We start from the raw sequence: 20,345 nt of genomic DNA on the forward strand, positions 1-20,345 counted from the left end.
AGCCGAAGTTGCCCACTCCCGAACCGCCGTAGATCTCGGCGTCCGTGTTCAGCAGCTCCTCCCAGCGACCGGCGACCGGCAGGCTCACGCGGTAGCCGTGCACCGGCGACCCCGAGAAGTTGACGATCACCGCGACGGGTCGGCCCTGCTTGTCCTTGCGCAGGAACGAGATGACGTTCGGAGCGGCCGAGCCGCCGTCGATCCACTCGAAGCCGGCCTGGTCGAAGTCGAGCTCCCAGAACTGCGGCGACTCGCGGTAGACGCGGTTCAGAGCGCCGACCAGGTCGAAGAGGCCGCGGTGAGCGGGCTGGTCGAGGATCCACCAGTCCAGGCCCCGCTCCTCCGACCACTCGGAGTACTGGCCGAACTCCTGGCCCATGAACAGCAGCTGCTTGCCCGGGTGCGCCCACATGAAGGCGAGGTAGGCCCGCAGGTTCGCCCGCTGCTGCCAGTGGTCGCCGGGCATCTTCTGGATCAGCGAGCCCTTGCCGTGCACGACCTCGTCGTGGCTGATCGGCAGGACGAAGTTCTCGCTGAACGCGTAGACGAACGAGAAGGTGATCTCGCCCAGGTGGTACTGGCGCCACAGCGGGTCGTTCGCCATGTAGTCCAGCGAGTCGTGCATCCAGCCCATGTTCCACTTGAGCCCGAAGCCGAGCCCGCCCGAGACGGTGGGCTGGGTGACGCCCGGCCAGCTCGTCGACTCCTCGGCGATCATCATGATGCCGGGGTAGAGCTTGTAGGCCGTGGCGTTCACCTCCTGCAGGAAGCTGATCGCCTCGAGGTGCTCGCGTCCGCCGTGCTCGTTCGGCAGCCACTCGCCCTCCTTGCGGGAGTAGTCGAGGTAGAGCATCGATGCCACGGCGTCGACGCGCAGTCCGTCGACGTGGAACTCCTCGAGCCAGTAGAGCGCGTTCGCGACGAGGAAGTTGCGGACCTGCGTGTGACCGAAGTCGAAGACGTAGGTGCCCCAGTCCATCTGCTCGCCACGGCGCCAGTCCGGGTGCTCGTAGAGCGGCTCGCCGTCGAAGCGGGCGAGCGCGAAGTCGTCCTTGGGGAAGTGTCCGGGGACCCAGTCGACGATGACGCCGATGCCGGCCTGGTGCAGCCGGTCGATCAGGTACTTGAGGTCGTCGGCGGTGCCGAAGCGGCTGGAGGCCGCGTAGTAGCCGGTGACCTGGTAGCCCCACGAACCGCCGAAGGGGTGCTCGGCGAGCGGCATGAACTCCACGTGGGTGAAGCCCAGCTCGGTCACGTACTCGATCAGCGGATCCGCGAGGTCGCGGTAGCCCAGGCCGGGGCGCCAGGAGCCGAGGTGGATCTCGTAGACGCTGAGCGCCTGCCCGTGCGGGTCGACAGCGGCGCGCTGCTCCATCCACGCGGAGTCGCTCCACTCGTGGTGCGAGACCGGGATCCGCGAGGCGGTCGCGGGCGGGACCTCCGTGGACCGCGCCATCGGGTCCGCCTTGCGGACCCAGCGGCCGTCCCGCGAGAGCAGGTCGAACTTGTACGGGGCACCGGGCTCGAGACCCGGGACGAAGATCTCCCAGACGCCGGTGACCCCGAGGTTGCGGAGGGAGTGGCCCTCGCCGCTCCAGTCGTTGAAGTCGCCGACGACGCGCACGGCCTGGGCGTGCGGTGCCCAGACCGAGAACGACGTGCCCCAGACGCCCTCGTGCTCGCGGTGCCGTGCACCGAGAGCCTCCCAGAGCCGCTCGTGGCGGCCCTCGCCGATCAGGTAGAGGTCGAAGTCGCCGACCGTCTTGGTGAACCGGTAGGGATCCTCCGCGGTCCACTCGCCGCCGTCGCCGTAGCGCGCCTCGATCGTGTACGGCTGCGGGCCGAGGATGTGGAAGCCCTGCCAGATGCCGTCGTGCAGGTGGGTCAGCTCGACGCGCGCTCCGGTGGAGAGCACGGCGACGACCTTCTCGGCGAGCGGGCGGCGCACGCGCACGACCGTCACCGGATCCACGACGCCCGGCGCCGCGACCACGTGCTGTCCGAGCACGTGGTGGGGGAGCGCGTTGCTGCCCGTCGCGAGCTGCTGCAGGATCCACTCCTCGATCACGGGGAGCTCGATCGCGGCGGAGCCCTCGATCACGGAGTCGGAATCAGCCGCGCCGGACGCGCCGTCCGCCACCTGCGGACCGTCGACGGAGGCGCCGCCGTCCGGCGCGTCGTCCGATCCGGTCGCCGCGGCCGGGACCGGCGCCCCGTCGATGCCGGTGCCGGTGGTCGTCGCCGAGCTCGTGCCCGTGGTCACGACCGACTCGGCACGCGGCTCGAGTCCGGCCTCGTCGGCCGGGGTGGGGACGTCTCCGCCGGGAACAGTGCCGCTCATCGCTCGTCCGCCTTCACGCTCAGGATGTGCACCGGCTCGACGAAGGAGTCCAGGCGCACGTAGTTGTCGCTCGACCAGGTCCAGACGGCCCCGGTGATCAGGTCCTCGACCTCGTAGCTGTCCCCCCACTCGAGCCCCAGGGAGGGGAGGTCGAGGTGCACCGTCGTCTCGCGGGCGGAGTGCGGGTCGGTGTTGACCACGACGATCAGGGTGTCGGCCGTGCCTGTCCCCGTGAACTCCTTCTGCAGGTGCTTCGTGTAGACGATGATCGCGTCGTCGTCGCTGCCGTGCACCTGGAGGTTGCGACGCTGCGCGAGCGCCGGGTGGGCCTTCCGGATCTCGTTGAGCCGCATGATGTACGGCGCGAGCGAGCGTCCGGAGGCCTCGGCCGCCTCCCAGTCGCGCGTCTTGTACTCGAACTTCTCGTTGTCGATGTTCTCCTCGGCGCCCGGACGGGCGACGTTCTCGACGAGCTCGTAGCCGGCGTAGACGCCCCAGAGCGGCGAGGCCGTCGCGGCGAGGGCCGCACGCACCTTGTACGCCGCCGGGCCGCCGTACTGCAGGTACTCGGTGAGGATGTCCGGCGTGTTCACGAAGAGGTTCGGCCGCATGTAGTCGGCCGTCTCGTGCGAGATGCTCGTGAAGAACTCGGCGAGCTCCTCCTTGGTGTTGCGCCAGGTGAAGTACGAGTACGACTGCTGGAAGCCCACCTTGCCCAGAGCGCGCATGATCGCCGGCCGGGTGAACGCCTCCGCGAGGAAGACGACGTCCGGGTGCTCGGCGTTGACCTCGTGGATGATCCACTCCCAGAAGTCGAGCGGCTTCGTGTGCGGGTTGTCGACGCGGAAGATCTTCACCCCGAGCGAGATCCAGTGGCGCAGGATCCGCAGCGACTCCTGGCGGATGCCCTGGGGGTCGTTGTCGAAGTTGATCGGATAGATGTCCTGGTACTTCTTCGGCGGGTTCTCGGCGTAGGCGATGGTGCCGTCGGGGAGCGTCGTGAACCACTCCGGGTGGCTCGTCACCCACGGGTGGTCGGGCGACGCCTGCAGGGCGAAGTCGAGGGCGAGCTCGAGGCCCGCCTCCTTCACGGCGTCGTGGAACGCGGTGAAGTCCTCGACCGTGCCGAGGTCCGGGTGGATCGCGTCGTGCCCGCCCTCGGCCGCGCCGATCGCCCAGGGCGAGCCGGGGTCGGAGGGGCCGGCGTCCAGCGTGTTGTTGGGCCCCTTGCGGAAGGTGCGCCCGATCGGGTGGATCGGCGGCAGGTAGAGCACATCGAAGCCCATGGCCGCGACGGCCGGGAGGCGCTTCGCCGCCGTGCGGAACGTGCCGCTCGCGACGGTGCCGTCCTCGTGGCGCACGGCGCCCTCGGAGCGGGGGAAGAACTCGTACCAGGCGCCGACGCCCGCCCGGGTGCGCTCCACGTGCACGGTGCGCGGCTCGGAGAGGCTCGAGAGGCTCATCACCGGACGCTGGGCGAGAGCGCCGTGGACCGCCGCGTCCTCGGCGGCGGCGAGTCGCTCCTCCGGGGACAGCGAGGTGTCGCCGACGCTCGAGGCGGCCTCGGCGAGCAGCGAGCGCTCGGCGCCGGAGCGCGTGGCGTCGTCGGCCGCCGTTCCGAGCAGCTGAGCGCCGACCGCGAAGGTCACGTCGATGTCGAGACCGGCCGGGATCTTGATCTCGGCGGTGTGCAGCCAGGTCGCCCAGTCGTCGGCGAACGAGCGGATGCGGTAGGTCCAGTCGCCTTCGGCGTCCAGGAGCACCAGGCGTCCGTACCGGTCGGTGCCGGTGGCGAGGAGCGCCATGCGGTGCTGCGACTCGGCGCCGGAGGGCGAGGTCAGGAGGAGGTCCACGCCGATGAGGTCGTGGCCCTCGCGGAACGCGGTGGCGGCGAACGGGACGACCTCGCCGACGAACGCCTTCGCGGGCCAGCGGTCGTCCTCGAGCCTCGGCTGCGGGTCGATGATCGGGATGCGCTCCGCGCGGGTGCGGTAGCCGCTGCCCGCCGGGACCGGTGCCTGTACCGCGGGCGGTGCCTGCTGCTCCGCGACGGGCGCGGGTTCGGGAGGCGTCACCGCCTGCTCGGTCGGGGCGGGACGGCCGCGGGCCGCTCGCCGTGCGTCTTTGCCGTGTGAGGACGTGCCGAAAGGTGTCTGAGCCACGTCACGACAGTAGCGACCCCGGCGCGCATCGGCATGCCGGTTGCGCCCGCCCGCAGCCCTGTGCAAATGCGCCGCGCGGAAGCCCGCGACGAGTCCGCTCGCGGGCCGATCCGGTCCGCTAGGGTGTGCGAGCGCGCGAGAGCCCGGCGCTCTGCGCCCGTGCACGCCGGGGTCCGCGGAGAGTCGAGGAGTCCCGTGAAGGCCATCCGTCGTTTCACCGTCCGATCGGTCCTGCCGCCCGAGCTCGCCGCTCTCGGCGAGCTGGCCGGGAACCTGCGCTGGGCCTGGCACGAGCCCACCCGCCGCCTGTTCGAGCGCGTGGATCCCGAGCTCTGGCGCCGCGGGGGAGCCGACCCCACCGCTCTGCTCGGCGCGGTCAGCCCCGAGCGCCTCGCCGAGCTCGCCGGCGACCGCGGCTTCGTCGAGGACGCGTGGCGGCTGCGCGAGGAGCTCGAGCGCTACCGGAGCGAGCCGCGTTGGTACCAGTCGCTGCCCGCGACGGCCCCGCGCTCCATCGCCTACTTCTCGCCCGAGTTCGGCATCGCGGCCGCGCTGCCCCAGTACTCCGGCGGTCTCGGGATCCTCGCGGGCGACCACCTCAAGGCGTCGTCCGACCTCGGAGTCCCACTGACGGGTGTCGGCCTCTTCTACCGCTCGGGCTACTTCTCGCAGGGCCTCTCGGCCGACGGCTGGCAGATCGAGTCCTACCCCTCCCTCGACCCCGACGGGCTGCCGCTGCGCGTCGTCCGCCTCGCCGACGGCTCGGCCGCCCGGATCGTGCTGGCGCTGCCCGAGGGCCGAGCGCTCTACGCCCGCGTCTGGCGGGCCGAGGTCGGCCGGGTGACGCTGCTCCTGCTCGACACCGACATCCCCGAGAACGAGGACTCGCTCCGCTCGGTCACCGACCGCCTCTACGGCGGCGGAGGCGAGAACAGGCTGCTGCAGGAGCTCCTGCTGGGCATCGGCGGCGTCCGCGCGCTCGAGCTCTGGGCCGAGGTGTCGGGGACCGCGCTGCCGGAGGTGTTCCACACCAACGAGGGTCACGCGGGCTTCCAGGGGCTCGAGCGCATCTCGGGCCTGATCGGCTCGGGGCTCGCGTTCGACGAGGCGCTCCAGGTGGTCAGGGCGGGGACCGTCTTCACGACGCACACCCCCGTGCCGGCCGGCATCGACCGGTTCGACCTGTCGCTGGTGCGGGAGTACTTCTCGACCGAGCTCCTGCCGGGCGTCCAGGTCGACGACGTGCTCGCCCTGGGGGCGGAGTCGTACGACGGCGGCTCCGAGCGGATGTTCAACATGGCGGTCATGGGGCTGCGCCTCGCGCAGCGCTCCAACGGCGTCTCCCAGCTGCACGGCGAGGTCAGCCGCGGCATGTTCTCGGGGCTGTGGCCCGGTTTCGACACCGCCGAGGTGCCCATCGGATCGGTCACCAACGGCGTGCACGCGCCGACCTGGACCGACCCCGTCCTGACGTCCCTGGCCCGCGAGCGGCTGGGCACTGAGGACACCACACGGGCCGACTGGTCCTCGGGCGCGCTCAGCGACTACGACCTCTGGGCGGCAAGGCGCACGATGCGCGAGCAGCTCGTCCGCGACGCCCGGATCCGCGCCGCGCGCTCCTGGGCCGAGCAGAACCCGGGCGGCCTGCCCCCGGCCTGGCTCGACGAGCTCCTGGACCCGGACGTGCTGACGATCGGATTCGCCCGTCGCGTGCCGACGTACAAGCGCCTGACGCTGATGCTCCACGACCCGGAGCGGCTGCGCGCGCTGCTCACGCATCCCGAGCACCCGATCCAGATCGTGATCGCGGGCAAGTCGCATCCGGCCGACGAGGAGGGCAAGCGGCTGATCCAGCGTCTCGTCCGCTTCGCTCAGGAGGCGGACGTCCGGCGCCGCATCGTCTTCCTCCCCGACTACGACATCGCCATGGCGCAGCTGCTCTACCCGGGCACCGACGTGTGGCTGAACAACCCGCTGCGCCCGCTCGAGGCCTGCGGCACCTCCGGCATGAAGGCGGCGCTGAACGGCTCGCTGAACCTGTCGATCCTCGACGGCTGGTGGAACGAGTACTTCGACGGCGAGAACGGCTGGGCGATCCCCTCCTCCGATCGCGCCCTCGACCCCGAGGCGCGCGACACCCTCGAGGCCGATGCACTGTACGAGCTGCTCGAGACGGAGGTCGTGCCGCGGTTCTACGAGCGCGACCACGACGGCGTCCCGAGGCGCTGGGTCCGCTCGATCCGGCACACCTTGGCGACGCTCTCGCCCGAGCTGTCGGCCGAGCGGATGGTGCAGCAGTACGTCGACGCCCTCTACCGGCCGGCGGCCGAGGCGGGCCGCGAGGTCGCCGTCGACCACTTCGAGCCCGCGAAGGAGCTGTCGGCGTGGAAGTCGCGCGTCCGCGCCGGATGGCCGGGAGTGGCGGTCGCCTCGGTCGAGTCGGGCGGGATCGACGCGGTCCCGCAGCGCGGTGATCGGCTGGCGGTGCGCGCCGGGGTCCTGCTCGGCGATCTCGCGCCCGAGGATGTCACGGTGCAGGTCGTCTACGGCACGACCGCGTCGGACGGCTCGCTCACCGATGTGCGCAGTCAGGACCTCGAGGTCGCCGAGGCCGCCGGAGCGGTCGTCCCCGCCGACGCGGTCGGCAGGACCCCCTACGCCGGTGTGGTGGAGCTCGATCGCAGCGGCACCTTCGGCTACACCGTCCGGGTCGTCCCGAAGCACCGTCTGCTCGCCCGCGCGGCGGAGCTCGGGCTGGTCGCGGCCGCCGGCTGAGGCGTCAGCGGCCGATGGCGGCCGTGATCGCCCCGGTCGCCGCGATCAGGTCGGCCGGGGCGAGTTCGATGTCGAAGCCACGGCGCCCGCCCGAGACGAGGACCGTGTCGAAGAGCTCGGCTGTCTCGTCGAGCACCGTGCGGTGGCGCGTCTTCTGGCCGATCGGCGAGATGCCGCCGAGCACGTAGCCGGTGCGGCGCTGCGCGAGAGCCGGGTCGGCCATCGCGGCCTTCTTGCCGCCGACCGCCGCCGCGAGCTCCTTGAGATCGAGCGATCCGGTGACCGGCACGACGCCGACGACGAGCTCGCCGTCGACATCGGCCAGCAGCGTCTTGAAGACGCGGTCGGGCTCGACGCCGAGCGCCTCGGCCGCCTCGGTGCCGTAGCTGGTCGTGGACGGGTCGTGGCGGTACTCGCGCGGCGTGAACGGGATGCCGGCCGTCGTCAGCGCGACGGTCGCCGGCGTGCCGGGGCCGCTCCTGGCCGCCATCAGCCGGCTTCCCCGGTCATCGCTCCGTGCGCCGCGAACAGCTGCATCGACGTCCCCGCGACGCGGATGACCTGCCCGGGCTCGAACGTCTCGCCGTGCTCGAGGGGCACGGCCTCGTCGCTGTTCCAGAGGCGGGTGTACCCGGTCACGCCCTCGCTCTCGGCGAGCACGACGCTCGTCTCGTGCTCGACGCCGTGAACCACGAGCAGCACCCGGTCCAGCTCCTCGGTCTCGGGGGTGGAGGTGGCGAGGTACTGCATCGTCCGGTTCTCGGCCGAGGTCCAGTCGTGCTCGGACATCCGCCGGCCGTGCACGTCGAACCAGTGCATCGTGCTCGCGCTCGGCGTCACCTCGCCCTCCCTGCCGTAGCGGGAGGGTCGCAGCGCCGGGTGCTCGCGGCGGAGCCGGATCAGAGCGCGGGTGTGCTCGCGCAGGTCGAGCTGCCAGTCGCTGCGGCTGTCCCAGCGGAGCCAGGTGAGGTCGGAGTCCTGGCAGTAGGCGTTGTTGTTGCCGCGCTGACTGCGGCCGAACTCGTCGCCCGCGGTGATCATCGGCACTCCGGCCGAGAGCAGGAGCGTGCCCAGCAGATTGCGCATGGCCTTGCGGCGCGCGAGCGTGACGCCCTCGTCGGGAGTGGGCCCTTCGAAACCGTGGTTGAAGGAGCGGTTGTTGTCCGACCCGTCCCGATTCGACTCGCCGTTGCCGATGTTGTGCTTGACGTTGTACGAGACCAGATCGGCGAGGGTGAAACCGTCGTGCGCGGTGACGAAATTGACGGAGGCGAGCGGTCCGCGCTCGGTCGAGAACGTGTTGGAGGACCCGGTCAGTCGGGTGGCGAAGCCGCCGATGCCGACGGGGGCCGTGCCGGCGCGGCGGGCGTAGTCGATGTCCGACAGCCAGAAGTTGCGGACCCGGTCGCGGTAGCGGTCGTTCCACTCCGACCAGCCGGTCGGGAAGTTCCCCGTCTGCCAGCCGCCCATGCCCACGTCCCACGGCTCCGCGATCATCTTGACGTCGGCGAGCTCCGGGTCCTCGACCGCGGCGACGAGCAGCGGGTGATCGGAGCGGAAGTGAGCGTTCTCGTCGCGGCCGAGCGTCGCGGCCAGGTCGAGCCGGAAGCCGTCGATGCCGACCTCGGAGGACCAGTACCGGAGGGAGTCGAGCACCATGCGCTGCGCGACGGGCCGCCCGAAGTCGATCGTGTTGCCGCAGCCGGTGACATCGACGTAGTGGCCCTCGTCGGTCTGGCGGTACCAGCTCGCGTCGTCGATGCCGCGCAGACTCGAGCGCGGGCCGTTCGGACCCTCCTCGGCCGTGTGGTTGTAGACGACGTCGAGGATCACCTCGAGCCCGGCCTCGTGCAGCAGCTTCACCATGCCCTTGAACTCGCGGAGCACGGCCGTCGGTCCGCCGCGCTGAGCGGAGGGGGAGGCGTAGGCGGCGTGCGGGCTGAAGAAGTTCAGCGTGTTGTAGCCCCAGTAGTTCGTCAGGCCCTGACGCAGCAGGCGCTGCTCCGAGACGAAGGCGTGCACCGGCAGCAGCTCGACGGCCGTCACTCCGAGCTCCAGGAGCGAGGACACCGTCGACTCGTGCGCCAGCCCCGCGTAGGTGCCGCGGAGCTCGACGGGCAGAGCCGTGTTGAGCTTCGTCAGTCCCTTCACGTGCGCCTCGTAGATCACGGTGCGGTCCAGCGGAGTGCGCGGCTTCGCGGAGGAGCCCCAGTCGAAGGAGTCGTCGACGACGACCGAGCGCCACTCGTTCTCGGCGACCCGGAGCAGTCCCTTCGAGTACGGCTCGAGGAGGGCGGTGCGCGGATCGAAGCGGTGGCGCGGACCCTCGGGACCATCCACCCGGATCGCGTACCGGCGGCCGATGCTCAGCAGGGCGGACCGGGCGGACCACACGTCGTCCTCGCCGCGCGCGAGCGGCACGGTGCGGGTGACCCAGGCGGGGTCCTTCTCGTCGTAGAGCAGGAGGTCGATCGCGCTCGCGTTCGCCGACCACACGCGCAGCTCGCCGCCCTCCGCGTCCACCCTCACGCCGAGCCGGGACAGAGGGTCGTGAGAGTTCATGCGACTTACAGTAGTGAAGGCCCGGAGACCTCCTCCGCGGCCGCACGCGGACGGGGGACAGCGGTGATCTACCTCGACCACGCCGCGACGACTCCGCTGCGACCCGCGGCGCTCGCCGCCTTCGTCGAGGCGTCCCGGCACTCCGGCAACCCGTCGTCGGTGCACGGCGCCGGCCAGGAGGCGCGCCGCCGGCTCGAGGACGCCCGCCAGGTCCTCGCCGACGCTCTGGGCTGCGAGCCGATCGAGGTGATCCTGACCGCGGGGGGCACCGAGGCCATCAATCTCGCGCTCAAGGGCCTCTACTGGCAGCGCCGGAGCGAGGACGCGACGAGGCGGCGCATCCTGGTGCCGGCCGGCGAGCACCACGCCACGATCGACAGCGTCGAGTGGCTCGCCCGTCACGAGGGGGCGGACGTCGAGTGGCTCCCGCTCGATGCCGAGGGGGTGCTGCTGCCGGAGGTGCTGGCGGCCGCGATCGCCCGCGACCCCTCCTCCGTCGCCCTGGTCTCGGCACTGTGGGTCAACAACGAGATCGGCACGATCGCCCCGGTCGTCGAGCTCGCCGCCGTCTGCGCGTCGGCGGGCGTGCCGCTGCATCTGGACGCCGTCGCCGCGTTCGGCCACCTGCCCCTGGATGTCCGCGCGGTGCGCCGCGCCTCCGGCTCGGGCGGGGGAGCGGGGCTCGCGGCGGTCAGCGTCTCCGGGCACAAGGTCGGCGGGCCGGTCGCGACCGGGGCGCTCGTGCTCGCCCGGGACGCCCGGGTCGTCCCGATCCTGCACGGCGGCGGCCAGCAGCGCGGCGTCCGCTCCGGCACGCAGGACGTGCCGGGAGCGGCCGCGTTCGCCGCGGCGGCCGCGGAGGCGTCGGCCGAGATCGCCTCGGAGTCGGTGCGCCTGGCCGCCCTCCGCGACCGACTCGTCGCGGGCGTGCTCGCGGCGGTGCCGGGGGCGAGCCTCACCGGTCCCGCCGTCGACTCCGGACGCCGCGTGGCGAACAACGCGCACCTCGCGTTCCCCGGCGCCCAGGGCGACTCCCTCCTCCTCCTGCTCGACATGGCCGGCGTCTCCGTGTCGACGGGCTCCGCCTGCACCGCGGGGATCCCCGAGCCCTCCCACGTCGTGATGGCCCTCGGCCGGAGCGAGGACGAGGCCAGGGGCGTCCTGCGGCTGACCCTCGGCCGCACCACGACCGACGCCGACATCGACGCGGTGCTCGCGGCTCTCCCCGCGGCCTACACGCGGGCGGCCCGCGCCGGCCTCTCGAACCGGGCGGTCCTGCCCGCGACCTGAGTGCTCGGACTGCGCGCGCCGCCCGCCCGCTCGTAGACTCGGACGGTGAAGGTTCTCGCGGCGATGAGTGGTGGAGTGGACTCGGCGGTGGCCGCGGCCCGGGCAGTGGAGGCGGGGCACGACGTGGTCGGCGTCCACCTCGCGCTCAGCCGCATGCCGGGCACGCTCCGGACGGGCAGCCGAGGCTGCTGCACGATCGAGGACTCGATGGACGCGCAGCGCGCCGCGAACGTCCTCGGCATCCCCTACTACGTCTGGGACTTCTCGGAGCGCTTCAAGCTCGACGTCGTCGACGACTTCGTGGCCGAGTACTCCGCGGGCCGGACGCCCAACCCGTGCATGCGCTGCAACGAGCGGATCAAGTTCGCCGCCCTGCTCGAGAAGGCGCTCGACCTCGGCTTCGACGCCGTCTGCACCGGCCACTACGCGTCGCTCGTCATCCTGCCGGACGGCGGCCGCGAGCTTCACCGCGCCAGCGACGAGGCGAAGGACCAGTCCTACGTACTGGGTGTGCTGACCGCCGAGCAGCTCGCCCACTCGATGTTCCCGCTCGGGACGACGCCGTCGAAGGCGGTCGTGCGCGCCGAGGCCGCCGCTCGGGGTCTGAGCGTCGCGAACAAGCCCGACAGCTACGACATCTGCTTCATCCCCGACGGCGACACCCGCGGCTGGCTCTCCGAGCGCGTCGCTCCGGAGTCGGGCCCGATCGTCGACCGCGACGGAGCGGTGGTCGGCGCGCACGAGGGCGCGCACGGGTACACCGTGGGCCAGCGGCGGGGACTCCGCCTCGGAGTGCCGGCCGCCGACGGGCGACCCCGCTTCGTGCTCGAGGTGCGGCCGAAGACCAACGAGGTGGTCGTGGGTCCGCGCGAGGCCCTGCGCATCGGGCGGATCGCCGGCTCCCGGTTCACCTGGGCCGGCGCAGCGCCCGAGGACGCCGCCACCCCCTTCCGCTGCGACGTGCAGATCCGCGCGCATGCGGATCCGGTGCCGGCCACCGCCGTGGTGTCGGAGGTCGATGGCAGTGTCGAGCTCGTGATCACCCCCGACTCCCCGCTCGACGGCGTCGCTCCCGGGCAGACCGCCGTCGTCTACCTCGGCACGCGCGTCCTCGGCCAGTGCACGATCGACCGCACCGTCGCCGCCGACCTCGTGGGCGCGCTCTGATGGCCGCCGACGTCCCAGTCGGTCAGCGGGTCGACGAGCTGCGCGAGCGGATCCGCACCGCGAGCGAGAACTACTACGCGGCCGACGCCTCGGTGCTCTCGGACGCCGAGTACGACGCCCTGGTGCGCGAGCTGGCCGCGCTCGAGGCCGAGCACCCCGAGCTCGCCACCGAGGACTCCCCGACCGTGACCGTCGGCGGGATAGCGGCCGCGGGCCTCGCTCCGATCGACCACGCCGAGCGGATGCTGTCGCTCGACAACGTGTTCTCGGCCGACGAGCTGCGCGAGTGGTGCGAGAAGACGGTCGCGTCCGCGGGCCGCGCGATCTCGTGGCTCACCGAGCTGAAGATCGACGGGCTCGCCATCTCGCTCCGCTACGAGCACGGTCGTCTCGTCACCGCCGCCACCCGCGGCGACGGCCGCACCGGCGAGGACGTCACCGTGAACGCGGTGCGGCTGGCCGGCATCCCGGAGCACCTCTCGGGGGAGGGCCACCCGGCCCTCGTCGAGGTGCGCGGCGAGGTCTTCATCCCGGTGAAGGCCTTCGCCGAGCTCAACGCGCTGCAGGAGCGGCTGCGCGAGGAGGCCGTCGAGGAGTCGCGGGCCCGCTGGGCGGCGCGCCCGGAGGCGACCCGCAAGCCGTTCGAGGAGGAGAAGGCCCGCGACAGCGCGCTGCGCCGCTTCCCGACCTTCGCCAACCCGCGCAACGCGGCGAGCGGCGGCCTGCGCCAGCAGCTCGACAAGAAGTCGGGCCTCGATCTGCGGGCCGGCGAGGCGCGGGTGCAGTCCCTCGCGCTCTACGTGCACGGCCTCGGCGCCTGGCCCGATCCGCCGGTGGCGGCGCAGTCCGAGGTCTACGGACTCCTCGCCTCGTGGGGCCTCCCGGTCAGTGCGCACAACCGCGTCTCCGAGTCGGTCGACGACGTTCTCGCCTTCGTCGAGAAGCACGGTCGCGAGCGGCACTCGGTCGAGCACGAGATCGACGGAGTGGTCGTCAAGGTCGACGAGCTCGCCCTGCACGACGAGCTCGGCGCCACCAGTCGTGCCCCGCGCTGGGCCATCGCCTACAAGTACCCGCCCGAGGAGGTGCACACGAAGCTGCTCGACATCGTGGTGAGCGTCGGCCGCACGGGTCGTGCCACTCCGTTCGCCGTGATGCAGAAGGTCAAAGTGGCGGGCTCCGAGGTGCGCCAGGCCACGCTGCACAATGCCGATGTCGTGAAGGTCAAGGGCGTGCTGATCGGCGACACCGTGGTGCTGCGCAAGGCCGGTGACGTGATCCCCGAGGTGCTCGGGCCGGTCGTCGAGCTGCGCGACGGCTCCGAGCGCGAGTTCGTGATGCCGACGGCCTGCCCGGAGTGCGGCACGACCCTCGCCCCCTCCAAGGAGGGCGACGTCGACCTGCGCTGCCCGAACGCCGAGTCCTGCCCCGCCCAGGTGCGCGGGCGCGTCGAGCACATCGGCGGCCGCGGTGCCCTCGACATCGAAGCGCTCGGCGAGGTGAGCGCCGCCGCGCTGACGCAGCCGCTCGTCCCGGCGGAGCCTCCGCTGCGCACCGAGGCGGGCCTGTTCGAGCTCACCCTCGCGGACCTCTTCCCGATCGAGGTCGTCGTCCGCGACTCCGAGACCGGTCTCGAGAAGCTCGACGCCGCCGGGCGGCCCAAGGTCGTCCGGCCCTTCCAGCGCAAGCGGCAGGTCGCGAAGGACGGGCCGTTCGATCCGGCCGCGTCCGTCTTCGCCGGCGACGAGACCTCGGTCCCGTCCACGAACGCGACGCGCCTGATCGAGAACATCGACAGGGCGAAGACGAAGGAGCTGTGGCGACTGCTCGTCTCGCTGAGCATCCGGCACGTCGGGCCCGTGGCCGCTCGGGCGCTCGCGGGATACTTCGGCTCGCTCGACGCGATCCGGGGGGCGAGCCGCGACGAGCTCGCGGCCGTCGACGGGGTGGGCGGCATCATCGCCGACGCCCTCCTCGACTGGTTCGACGTCGACTGGCACCGCGAGATCGTCGACCGCTGGGCGGCCGCGGGAGTGCGGTTCTCGACCCCGGGCCACCCCGGTCCGGGAGCAGCGGAGGCGGCGGGCGGCGTTCTCGCCGGGCTCACCGTCGTCGCGACCGGGTCCCTCGAGGGCTACTCGCGCGAGGGCGCTCTGGAGGCGATCATGCAGGCGGGCGGCAAGGCCGGCTCGAGCGTGTCCAAGAAGACCGACTACGTCGCGGCCGGACCGGGAGCCGGGAGCAAGCTCGGCAAGGCGGAGCAGCTCGGCGTGCGGATCATCGACGCGGCGCAGTTCCACCTGCTCGTGACCGAGGGGCCCGCCGCGATCGCCCTCCCCGAAGCGGAGGAGCCCGAGGGGGCGGTCGCCGAGGACCTCGCCGCTGAGGACGCCGCCGCTCGGGAGCCCGTCGCCGGAGGGTCGGCGCCCGCCGCCGAGGAGCCCCCCGCCGAGACCGCCTGAGCACCGGGCGGACGGCCCGATCGCTGCTGCGGCCGCGTGGTCGGGGCCGTGCGCCCTGGCCGGGCGGCCGGGAGCCGCTCGGTAGACTGGTCGCCGCATCCTCACGAACCACCGATGGAGACGAATGTCCGAGATCACGGCCGAGACGGTCGCCCATCTGGCCCAGCTGGCCAGGATCGACCTCACACCCGAGGAGATCCAGAACATGACGCGGGAGCTCGGCCAGATCGTCGACTCCGTGGCCGCGGTCCAGGCCGTCGCCACCCCCGACGTCCCGGCGACCAGCCACCCCATCCCGCTCGAGAACGTCTTCCGCCCCGACGTGGTCGGCGAGACGCTCACCCGCGAGCAGGCCCTCTCCGGCGCCCCCGAGCACGACGGCAGCCGCTTCCAGGTGTCCGCGATCCTGGGGGAGGAGCAGTGAGCGCGCACGGCCAGGAGATCATCCGCCTGAGCGCCTCGGCGCTCTCCGAGAGGCTCGTCGACGGGTCGATCTCGTCCACGGAGGCGACCCGCGCGCACCTCGACCGCATCGCGTCGGTCGACTCCGCGGTGCACGCGTTCCTGCACGTGGCCGAGGAGGCCGCGGTCGGCACCGCCGCCGAGATCGACCGCCGCCGCGCAGCGGGGGAGTCCCTCCACTCGCTCGCCGGGATCCCGCTGGCCGTCAAGGACGTCATCGTCACGAACGACATGCCGACCACCAGCGGCTCGCGGATCCTCGAGGGCTGGCGCCCGCCGTACGACGCGACCGTCATGACGAAGGTCCGCGCCGCCGGGCTGGTGCCGATCGGCAAGACCAACATGGACGAGTTCGCGATGGGCTCGACCACCGAGCGCTCCGCGTACGGACCCACGCACAACCCGTGGGACCTCGATCGCATCCCCGGCGGCTCCGGCGGAGGCTCCGCCGCGGCCGTCGCGAGCTACGAGGCGCCGCTCGCCCTCGGTTCCGACACCGGTGGCTCGATCCGCCAGCCCGCGCACGTCACCGGCACCGTCGGCGTCAAGCCGACCTACGGCGGCGTCTCGCGCTACGGAGCGATCGCACTCGCGTCGAGCCTCGACCAGATCGGCCCCGTCTCGCGGACCGTCCTCGATTCCGCCCTGCTGCACGACGTGATCGCCGGGCACGACCCGCGCGACTCCACCTCCCTCCGCGACACCTGGCCCTCCTTCGCCGACGCGGTGCGCCGCGCCGACGTCACGGGGATGCGCATCGGCGTCCTCAAGGAGCTCGACGGCGGCGAGGGCTTCCAGCCCGGTGTCCTCGCGCGCTTCCACGAGGCCCTCGCGGTGCTCGAGAAGGCCGGAGCCGAGATCGTCGAGGTGAGCGCCCCGAGCATCGAGCACGCGGTCGCCGCCTACTACTTGATCCTGCCGGCTGAGGCGTCCAGCAACCTCGCGAAGTTCGACTCCGTCCGCTTCGGCCTCCGGGTCACCCCGAAGGGCGGCGGCACGGTCGAGCAGGTCATGGCGGCCACCCGTGAGCAGGGCTTCGGACCCGAGGTCAAGCGCCGCATCATCCTCGGCACCTACGCGCTCTCGGCCGGCTACTACGACGCCTACTACGGCAGCGCCCAGAAGGTGCGCACGCTCGTCCAGCGCGACTTCGACGCGGCGTTCGCCTCCGTGGACGTCATCGCGTCGCCGACCGCGCCGACCACCGCCTACCGTCTCGGCGAGAAGCTCGACGATCCGCTGGCGATGTACCGCGGCGACATCGCGACCATTCCCGCCAACCTCGCCGGCATCCCCGGCATCTCCGTTCCCGCGGGACTCGCCGACGAGGACGGGCTGCCGGTCGGCATCCAGTTCCTCGCCCCCGCCCGCGAGGACGTCCGTCTCTACACCGTCGGTGGAGCGCTCGAGGCCCTGCTCGAGGAGCACTGGGGTCACCCGCTCCTCGCGAAGGCCCCCGATCTCGCTCCCGCCGAGCAGTTCGCCTCCGAGGAAGGTGCCGTCTGATGGCCTCCGCGCACACGTCCGTCCCCGAGCTCATGGACTACGACGAGGTCTTCGAGCGCTTCGAGCCGGTCCTCGGCTTCGAGGTGCACATCGAGCTCAACACGAAGACCAAGATGTTCTCGGACGCGCCGAACGAGTTCGGCTCCGAGCCGAACACGAACGTCACCCCGGTCGACCTCGGGCTCCCGGGTTCGCTCCCGGTCGTCAACGAGCAGGCCGTCCGGTACTCGATCAGCCTGGGGCTGGCCCTCGGCTGCTCGATCGCGCCGTCGAGCCGCTTCGCCCGGAAGAACTACTTCTACCCTGACCTCGCGAAGAACTACCAGATCTCGCAGTTCGACGAGCCGATCGCGTTCGAGGGCTCGGTCGAGGTCGAGCTGGCCGACGGCACGCTCGTCGACATCCCGATCGAGCGCGCGCACATGGAGGAGGACGCCGGCAAGCTGACGCACGTCGGCGGGTCCACCGGCCGCATCCAGGGTGCCGAGTACTCGCTCGTCGACTACAACCGCGCGGGCGTCCCCCTCGTCGAGATCGTCACCAAGCCGATCTTCGGTGCCGGGAAGAACGCCCCGGAGTTCGCCAAGGCCTACGTGGCGACCATCCGCGACATCGTCCTCGCGCTCGGGATCTCCGACGCGAAGATGGAGCGCGGCAACCTCCGCTGCGACGCCAACGTCTCGCTCCGCCCCTGGGGCCAGGAGAAGCTCGGCACCCGCACCGAGACGAAGAACGTCAACTCCCTCCGCTCCGTCGAGCGCGCGGTCCGCTACGAGATCCAGCGCCAGGCGGCGATCCTCGCCGCCGGCGGCACGATCACGCAGGAGACGCGCCACTGGCACGAGGACACCGGCCGCACCTCGGCCGGTCGCCCCAAGAGCGACGCGGACGACTACCGCTACTTCCCGGAGCCCGACCTGCTGCCGGTCGTACCCTCGCCGGAACTGATCGAGGAGCTGCGCGCCGCGCTCCCCGAGAAGCCGGCCGCCCGCCGTCGCCGCCTCAAGGCCGACTGGGGCTTCACCGACCTCGAGTTCCAGGACGTCGCGAACAGCGGTCTGCTCGTCGAGATCACCGAGACGGTCGCCGCCGGAGCGACTCCGCAGGCCGCCCGCAAGTGGTGGACCGGGGAAGTCGCTCGGCTCGCCAACGCGGCGGGTCAGGATCCGTCCGCGCTCGTCACGCCGACGCAGGTGGCCGAGCTGGCCGGGCTCGTCGAGAGCGGGACGCTCACCGACCGCCTCGCCCGCGAGGTGCTGCAGGGCGTCGTCGCCGGCGAGGGCACGCCCCAGGAGGTCGTCGACGCTCGCGGGCTCGCCGTCGTCTCGGATGACGGAGCGCTCATCGCGGCCATCGACACGGCCCTGGCCTCGCAGCCCGACGTGCTCGCCAAGATCCGCGACGGCAAGGTGCAGGCGGCCGGTGCCGTGATCGGCGCCGTGATGAAGGCCATGAAGGGCCAGGCCGACGCCGCTCGCGTGCGCGAGCTGGTGCTGGAGCGCGCCGCCGGCTGAGCCGGTGCGCGAGGAGCGGAGGAGACGATGAGCGACGAGCCCGAGGTCTCCTCCGTTCCCGCGCGGCTCGATCTGCCGAGCGGAGGCTTCCTGCGTCCGCTGGTGTCCAGCGATGCCGAGCTGCTCCGCGGAGTGATCGGGGAGCGGCGGGCGTGGCTCGCGGCGCTCCTCCCCGAGGGCTCCGAGGCCGCCGAGCCCGAGGACGACGTCCGTGCGCTCCGCTCCCTCGAGTCCGCTGCCCGGGACGGACGCGTGCACGCCTTCCTCCTGGTCGACGAGACCTGGACCACAGCGATCGGCGCGCTGAGCGTCGTCCCCGGGCCGGGGCGGACCGCGTCGGCGTCTTGGTGGGTGGTGCCCGAGCTGCGCGGCTCCCGGGTGGAGGAGGAGCTCGACGCGTTCACGCGGCGCTGGCTCCTCACCCGCTGGCCGTTCGACGAGGTCGAGACACCCGACAACCACCCTGAGGATCCGGCCGCCCTGGCCGGCGCGAACCTCCTCGCCGTCCTGCCGGACGAGCCCGAGCGCACCCCGCTGCCCGAGCCCGACCTCGAGGCGGCTCGGCGACTGTGGTCCGAGTACCCCGGCTCCGGGCCCTCGCCCCTGCCTCCCGTCGAGTCGTTCGGCGACTCCGTCCAGCTCGCGGACGAACTCCTCGAGCTGGTCCGGCGCGGGGTCAAGACGGCCACCGCGTCGCTCGTCGGCCAGGAGCCCGTTCCCGCGGCGGGGGACCACTGGATCGTCTGCGACGGCGCGGGCGTCCCCCGCCTCGTGCTGCGCAGCGACGAGGTGCGGGTCGCTCCGCTCGACTCGGTCGACGACGTGTTCGCCTGGGCCGAGGGGGAGGGCGACCGCTCCCGGGAGTCGTGGCTGCAGGGGCATCGCCGGTACTTCGCCCGCGAGGACCCGGAGTCGCCCCTCGACCGGGTCGTCTTCGAGCGCTTCCGCGTGGTCTGGCCCCAGGGCGATGCCGACCGAGCGGCGGCTTTCCTCCGAAGCCCGGCGGCGACCTCCCCGGATCGACGCCCGCCCGGCTGATCTCGGGGTGGCGCACTCGTCTCTCGGGGGTTCCCCGGATGCCGCTCCCAGCGGCCCTGCGCCAGAGTGGAGTCATGTCCACTCTCGTTCGCCCTCGTCAGGGCAAGATCATCGCCGGCGTCTGCGTCGGACTCGCGAACCGCTTCGGCTGGAGCCCGTTCCTCGTCCGACTCCTCTTCGTGCTCTCCTGCCTGCTCCCCGGCCCGCAGATCATCGCTTACCTCATCATGTGGATCGTCATCCCGAAGAAGTGACCGACGGCGGCCCCGCGTGGAGCGTGCACTGAGCGGATGCTCAGGACACGTGGGTGCGCGGGGCCTACGGTGGCGGTGTGCGACCGCCTCCCGGCGGCGCCGAGGAGGAGATCATGGGATTCCTGGACCGACTGCTGGGGCGCGAGGAGCGCCCCGAGGACGCGCGACGCGACTCCGGCTACGGCGCGGCGGCCAACGGGCGGCAGCCTGCGTACGGCACCCCGCCCGGCCGTCCTGCCCGCAGCGAGGACGACATCGCGATCGAGCGCTACCGCTATCTGCTCCGCACAGCCCCGCCCGAAGCGCTCGAACAGGTGCACCGCGAGGCCTTCGAGCAGCTGACCCCCGAGCAGCGCAAGCAGGTCTTCCGCGAGCTCAGCGAGGGCGCTCCCGTGGGCGACGCGCCGCGCAGCGACGACCCCCAGGCCCTCGCACAGTCGGCCACGCGGAGCGAGCTGCGCCAGCCCGGCTTCATGGAGCGCCGCTTCGCCGGCGGTCAGGGCGGCGCGATGGGCGCCGGAGGCATGGGCTTCGGCGGGGTCCTCGCCTCGTCGATGCTCGGCACCATCGCGGGCTTCGCGATCGGATCCGCGATCGCCGGTGCGTTCCTCCCGGACGCCGGCGGCGAGTACGCGGGTGGTGAGGGCGGCGACGGCGGTGAGGGCGGCGACGGCGGTGAGGGCGGCGACGCTGGAGCCGAGGGCGGCGACGCCGGAGCCGGAGCCGACGGCGGTGGCGACTACGGCGGGGACTTCGGGGGCGGTGGCGACTTCGGCGGCGGCGACTTCGGCGGATTCGACATCTGACCCGGC

At 72.3% G+C, this 20,345-nt stretch carries 14 protein-coding genes; 10 read left to right on the top strand and 4 right to left on the bottom strand.

Going from position 1 to position 20,345, the window contains the following annotated elements; genetic code table 11:
* The coding region (glgB, locus tag IOC53_RS10590; protein WP_207405530.1) for a 1,4-alpha-glucan branching protein GlgB at window positions 1–2,341 on the bottom strand (2,341 nt) is incomplete at its 3' end.
* Complete coding sequence (locus IOC53_RS10595) at window positions 2,338–4,416, bottom strand: alpha-1,4-glucan--maltose-1-phosphate maltosyltransferase (protein ID WP_207405622.1); 2,079 nt, start codon at window positions 4,414–4,416, stop codon at window positions 2,338–2,340. The genes glgB and IOC53_RS10595, both read right to left, overlap by 4 nt.
* Window positions 4,417–4,698: 282 nt before the next feature.
* On the opposite strand from IOC53_RS10595, the gene glgP reads away from it, so the two are divergent.
* Window positions 4,699–7,278, top strand: a complete 2,580-nt coding sequence (gene glgP, locus IOC53_RS10600; protein WP_207405532.1) for an alpha-glucan family phosphorylase — start codon at window positions 4,699–4,701, stop codon at window positions 7,276–7,278.
* A gap of 4 nt (window positions 7,279–7,282) precedes the next feature.
* Here the strand turns inward: glgP and ybaK are convergent, their stop codons facing one another.
* Complete coding sequence (ybaK, locus tag IOC53_RS10605; RefSeq protein ID WP_207405534.1) at window positions 7,283–7,768, bottom strand: Cys-tRNA(Pro) deacylase; 486 nt, start codon at window positions 7,766–7,768, stop codon at window positions 7,283–7,285.
* Window positions 7,768–9,840, bottom strand: coding sequence for a glycogen debranching protein GlgX (glgX, locus tag IOC53_RS10610; protein ID WP_207405536.1), 2,073 nt, complete (start codon window positions 9,838–9,840; stop codon window positions 7,768–7,770). The genes ybaK and glgX overlap by 1 nt, the downstream gene beginning before the upstream one ends.
* A gap of 63 nt (window positions 9,841–9,903) precedes the next feature.
* Between glgX and IOC53_RS10615 the strand changes: the two genes are divergently transcribed.
* The 9 genes from IOC53_RS10615 to IOC53_RS10655 all read left to right on the top strand — a co-directional run bounded on the left by IOC53_RS10615 (window position 9,904) and on the right by IOC53_RS10655 (window position 20,339).
* Window positions 9,904–11,130 carry a cysteine desulfurase family protein gene (locus tag IOC53_RS10615; RefSeq protein ID WP_207405538.1) on the top strand — a complete coding sequence of 409 codons (1,227 nt, stop codon included), beginning with the start codon at window positions 9,904–9,906 and terminating at the stop codon, window positions 11,128–11,130.
* A gap of 45 nt (window positions 11,131–11,175) precedes the next feature.
* Window positions 11,176–12,297 carry a tRNA 2-thiouridine(34) synthase MnmA gene (mnmA, locus tag IOC53_RS10620; RefSeq protein WP_307786156.1) on the top strand — a complete coding sequence of 374 codons (1,122 nt, stop codon included), beginning with the start codon at window positions 11,176–11,178 and terminating at the stop codon, window positions 12,295–12,297.
* Window positions 12,297–14,759, top strand: a complete 2,463-nt coding sequence (ligA, locus tag IOC53_RS10625; RefSeq protein ID WP_207405540.1) for an NAD-dependent DNA ligase LigA — start codon at window positions 12,297–12,299, stop codon at window positions 14,757–14,759. Before mnmA ends, ligA begins: the two co-directional genes overlap by 1 nt.
* 124 nt (window positions 14,760–14,883) lie before the next feature.
* Window positions 14,884–15,183 carry an Asp-tRNA(Asn)/Glu-tRNA(Gln) amidotransferase subunit GatC gene (gene gatC / locus IOC53_RS10630; protein WP_173892315.1) on the top strand — a complete coding sequence of 100 codons (300 nt, stop codon included), beginning with the start codon at window positions 14,884–14,886 and terminating at the stop codon, window positions 15,181–15,183.
* On the top strand, window positions 15,180–16,727 hold the full coding sequence (gene gatA / locus IOC53_RS10635) for an Asp-tRNA(Asn)/Glu-tRNA(Gln) amidotransferase subunit GatA (protein WP_207405542.1): 1,548 nt from the start codon (window positions 15,180–15,182) through the stop codon (window positions 16,725–16,727). Before gatC ends, gatA begins: the two co-directional genes overlap by 4 nt.
* Window positions 16,727–18,241, top strand: a complete 1,515-nt coding sequence (gatB, locus tag IOC53_RS10640) for an Asp-tRNA(Asn)/Glu-tRNA(Gln) amidotransferase subunit GatB (RefSeq protein WP_207405544.1) — start codon at window positions 16,727–16,729, stop codon at window positions 18,239–18,241. Before gatA ends, gatB begins: the two co-directional genes overlap by 1 nt.
* Window positions 18,242–18,268: 27 nt before the next feature.
* Window positions 18,269–19,279: an ASCH domain-containing protein gene (locus tag IOC53_RS10645; RefSeq protein ID WP_207405546.1), complete on the top strand. Its 1,011-nt coding sequence runs from the start codon at window positions 18,269–18,271 to the stop codon at window positions 19,277–19,279.
* A 74-nt stretch (window positions 19,280–19,353) separates the two neighbouring features.
* Window positions 19,354–19,533 carry a PspC domain-containing protein gene (locus IOC53_RS10650; RefSeq protein ID WP_207405548.1) on the top strand — a complete coding sequence of 60 codons (180 nt, stop codon included), beginning with the start codon at window positions 19,354–19,356 and terminating at the stop codon, window positions 19,531–19,533.
* Window positions 19,534–19,646: 113 nt separating this feature from the next.
* Window positions 19,647–20,339: a hypothetical protein gene (locus tag IOC53_RS10655; protein WP_207405550.1), complete on the top strand. Its 693-nt coding sequence runs from the start codon at window positions 19,647–19,649 to the stop codon at window positions 20,337–20,339.
* Window positions 20,340–20,345: the final 6 nt, after the last annotated feature.

This window comes from Rathayibacter sp. SD072, from assembly GCF_017355185.1.
In the GTDB taxonomy this organism is placed as follows: Bacteria; Actinomycetota; Actinomycetes; order Actinomycetales; family Microbacteriaceae; genus Rathayibacter.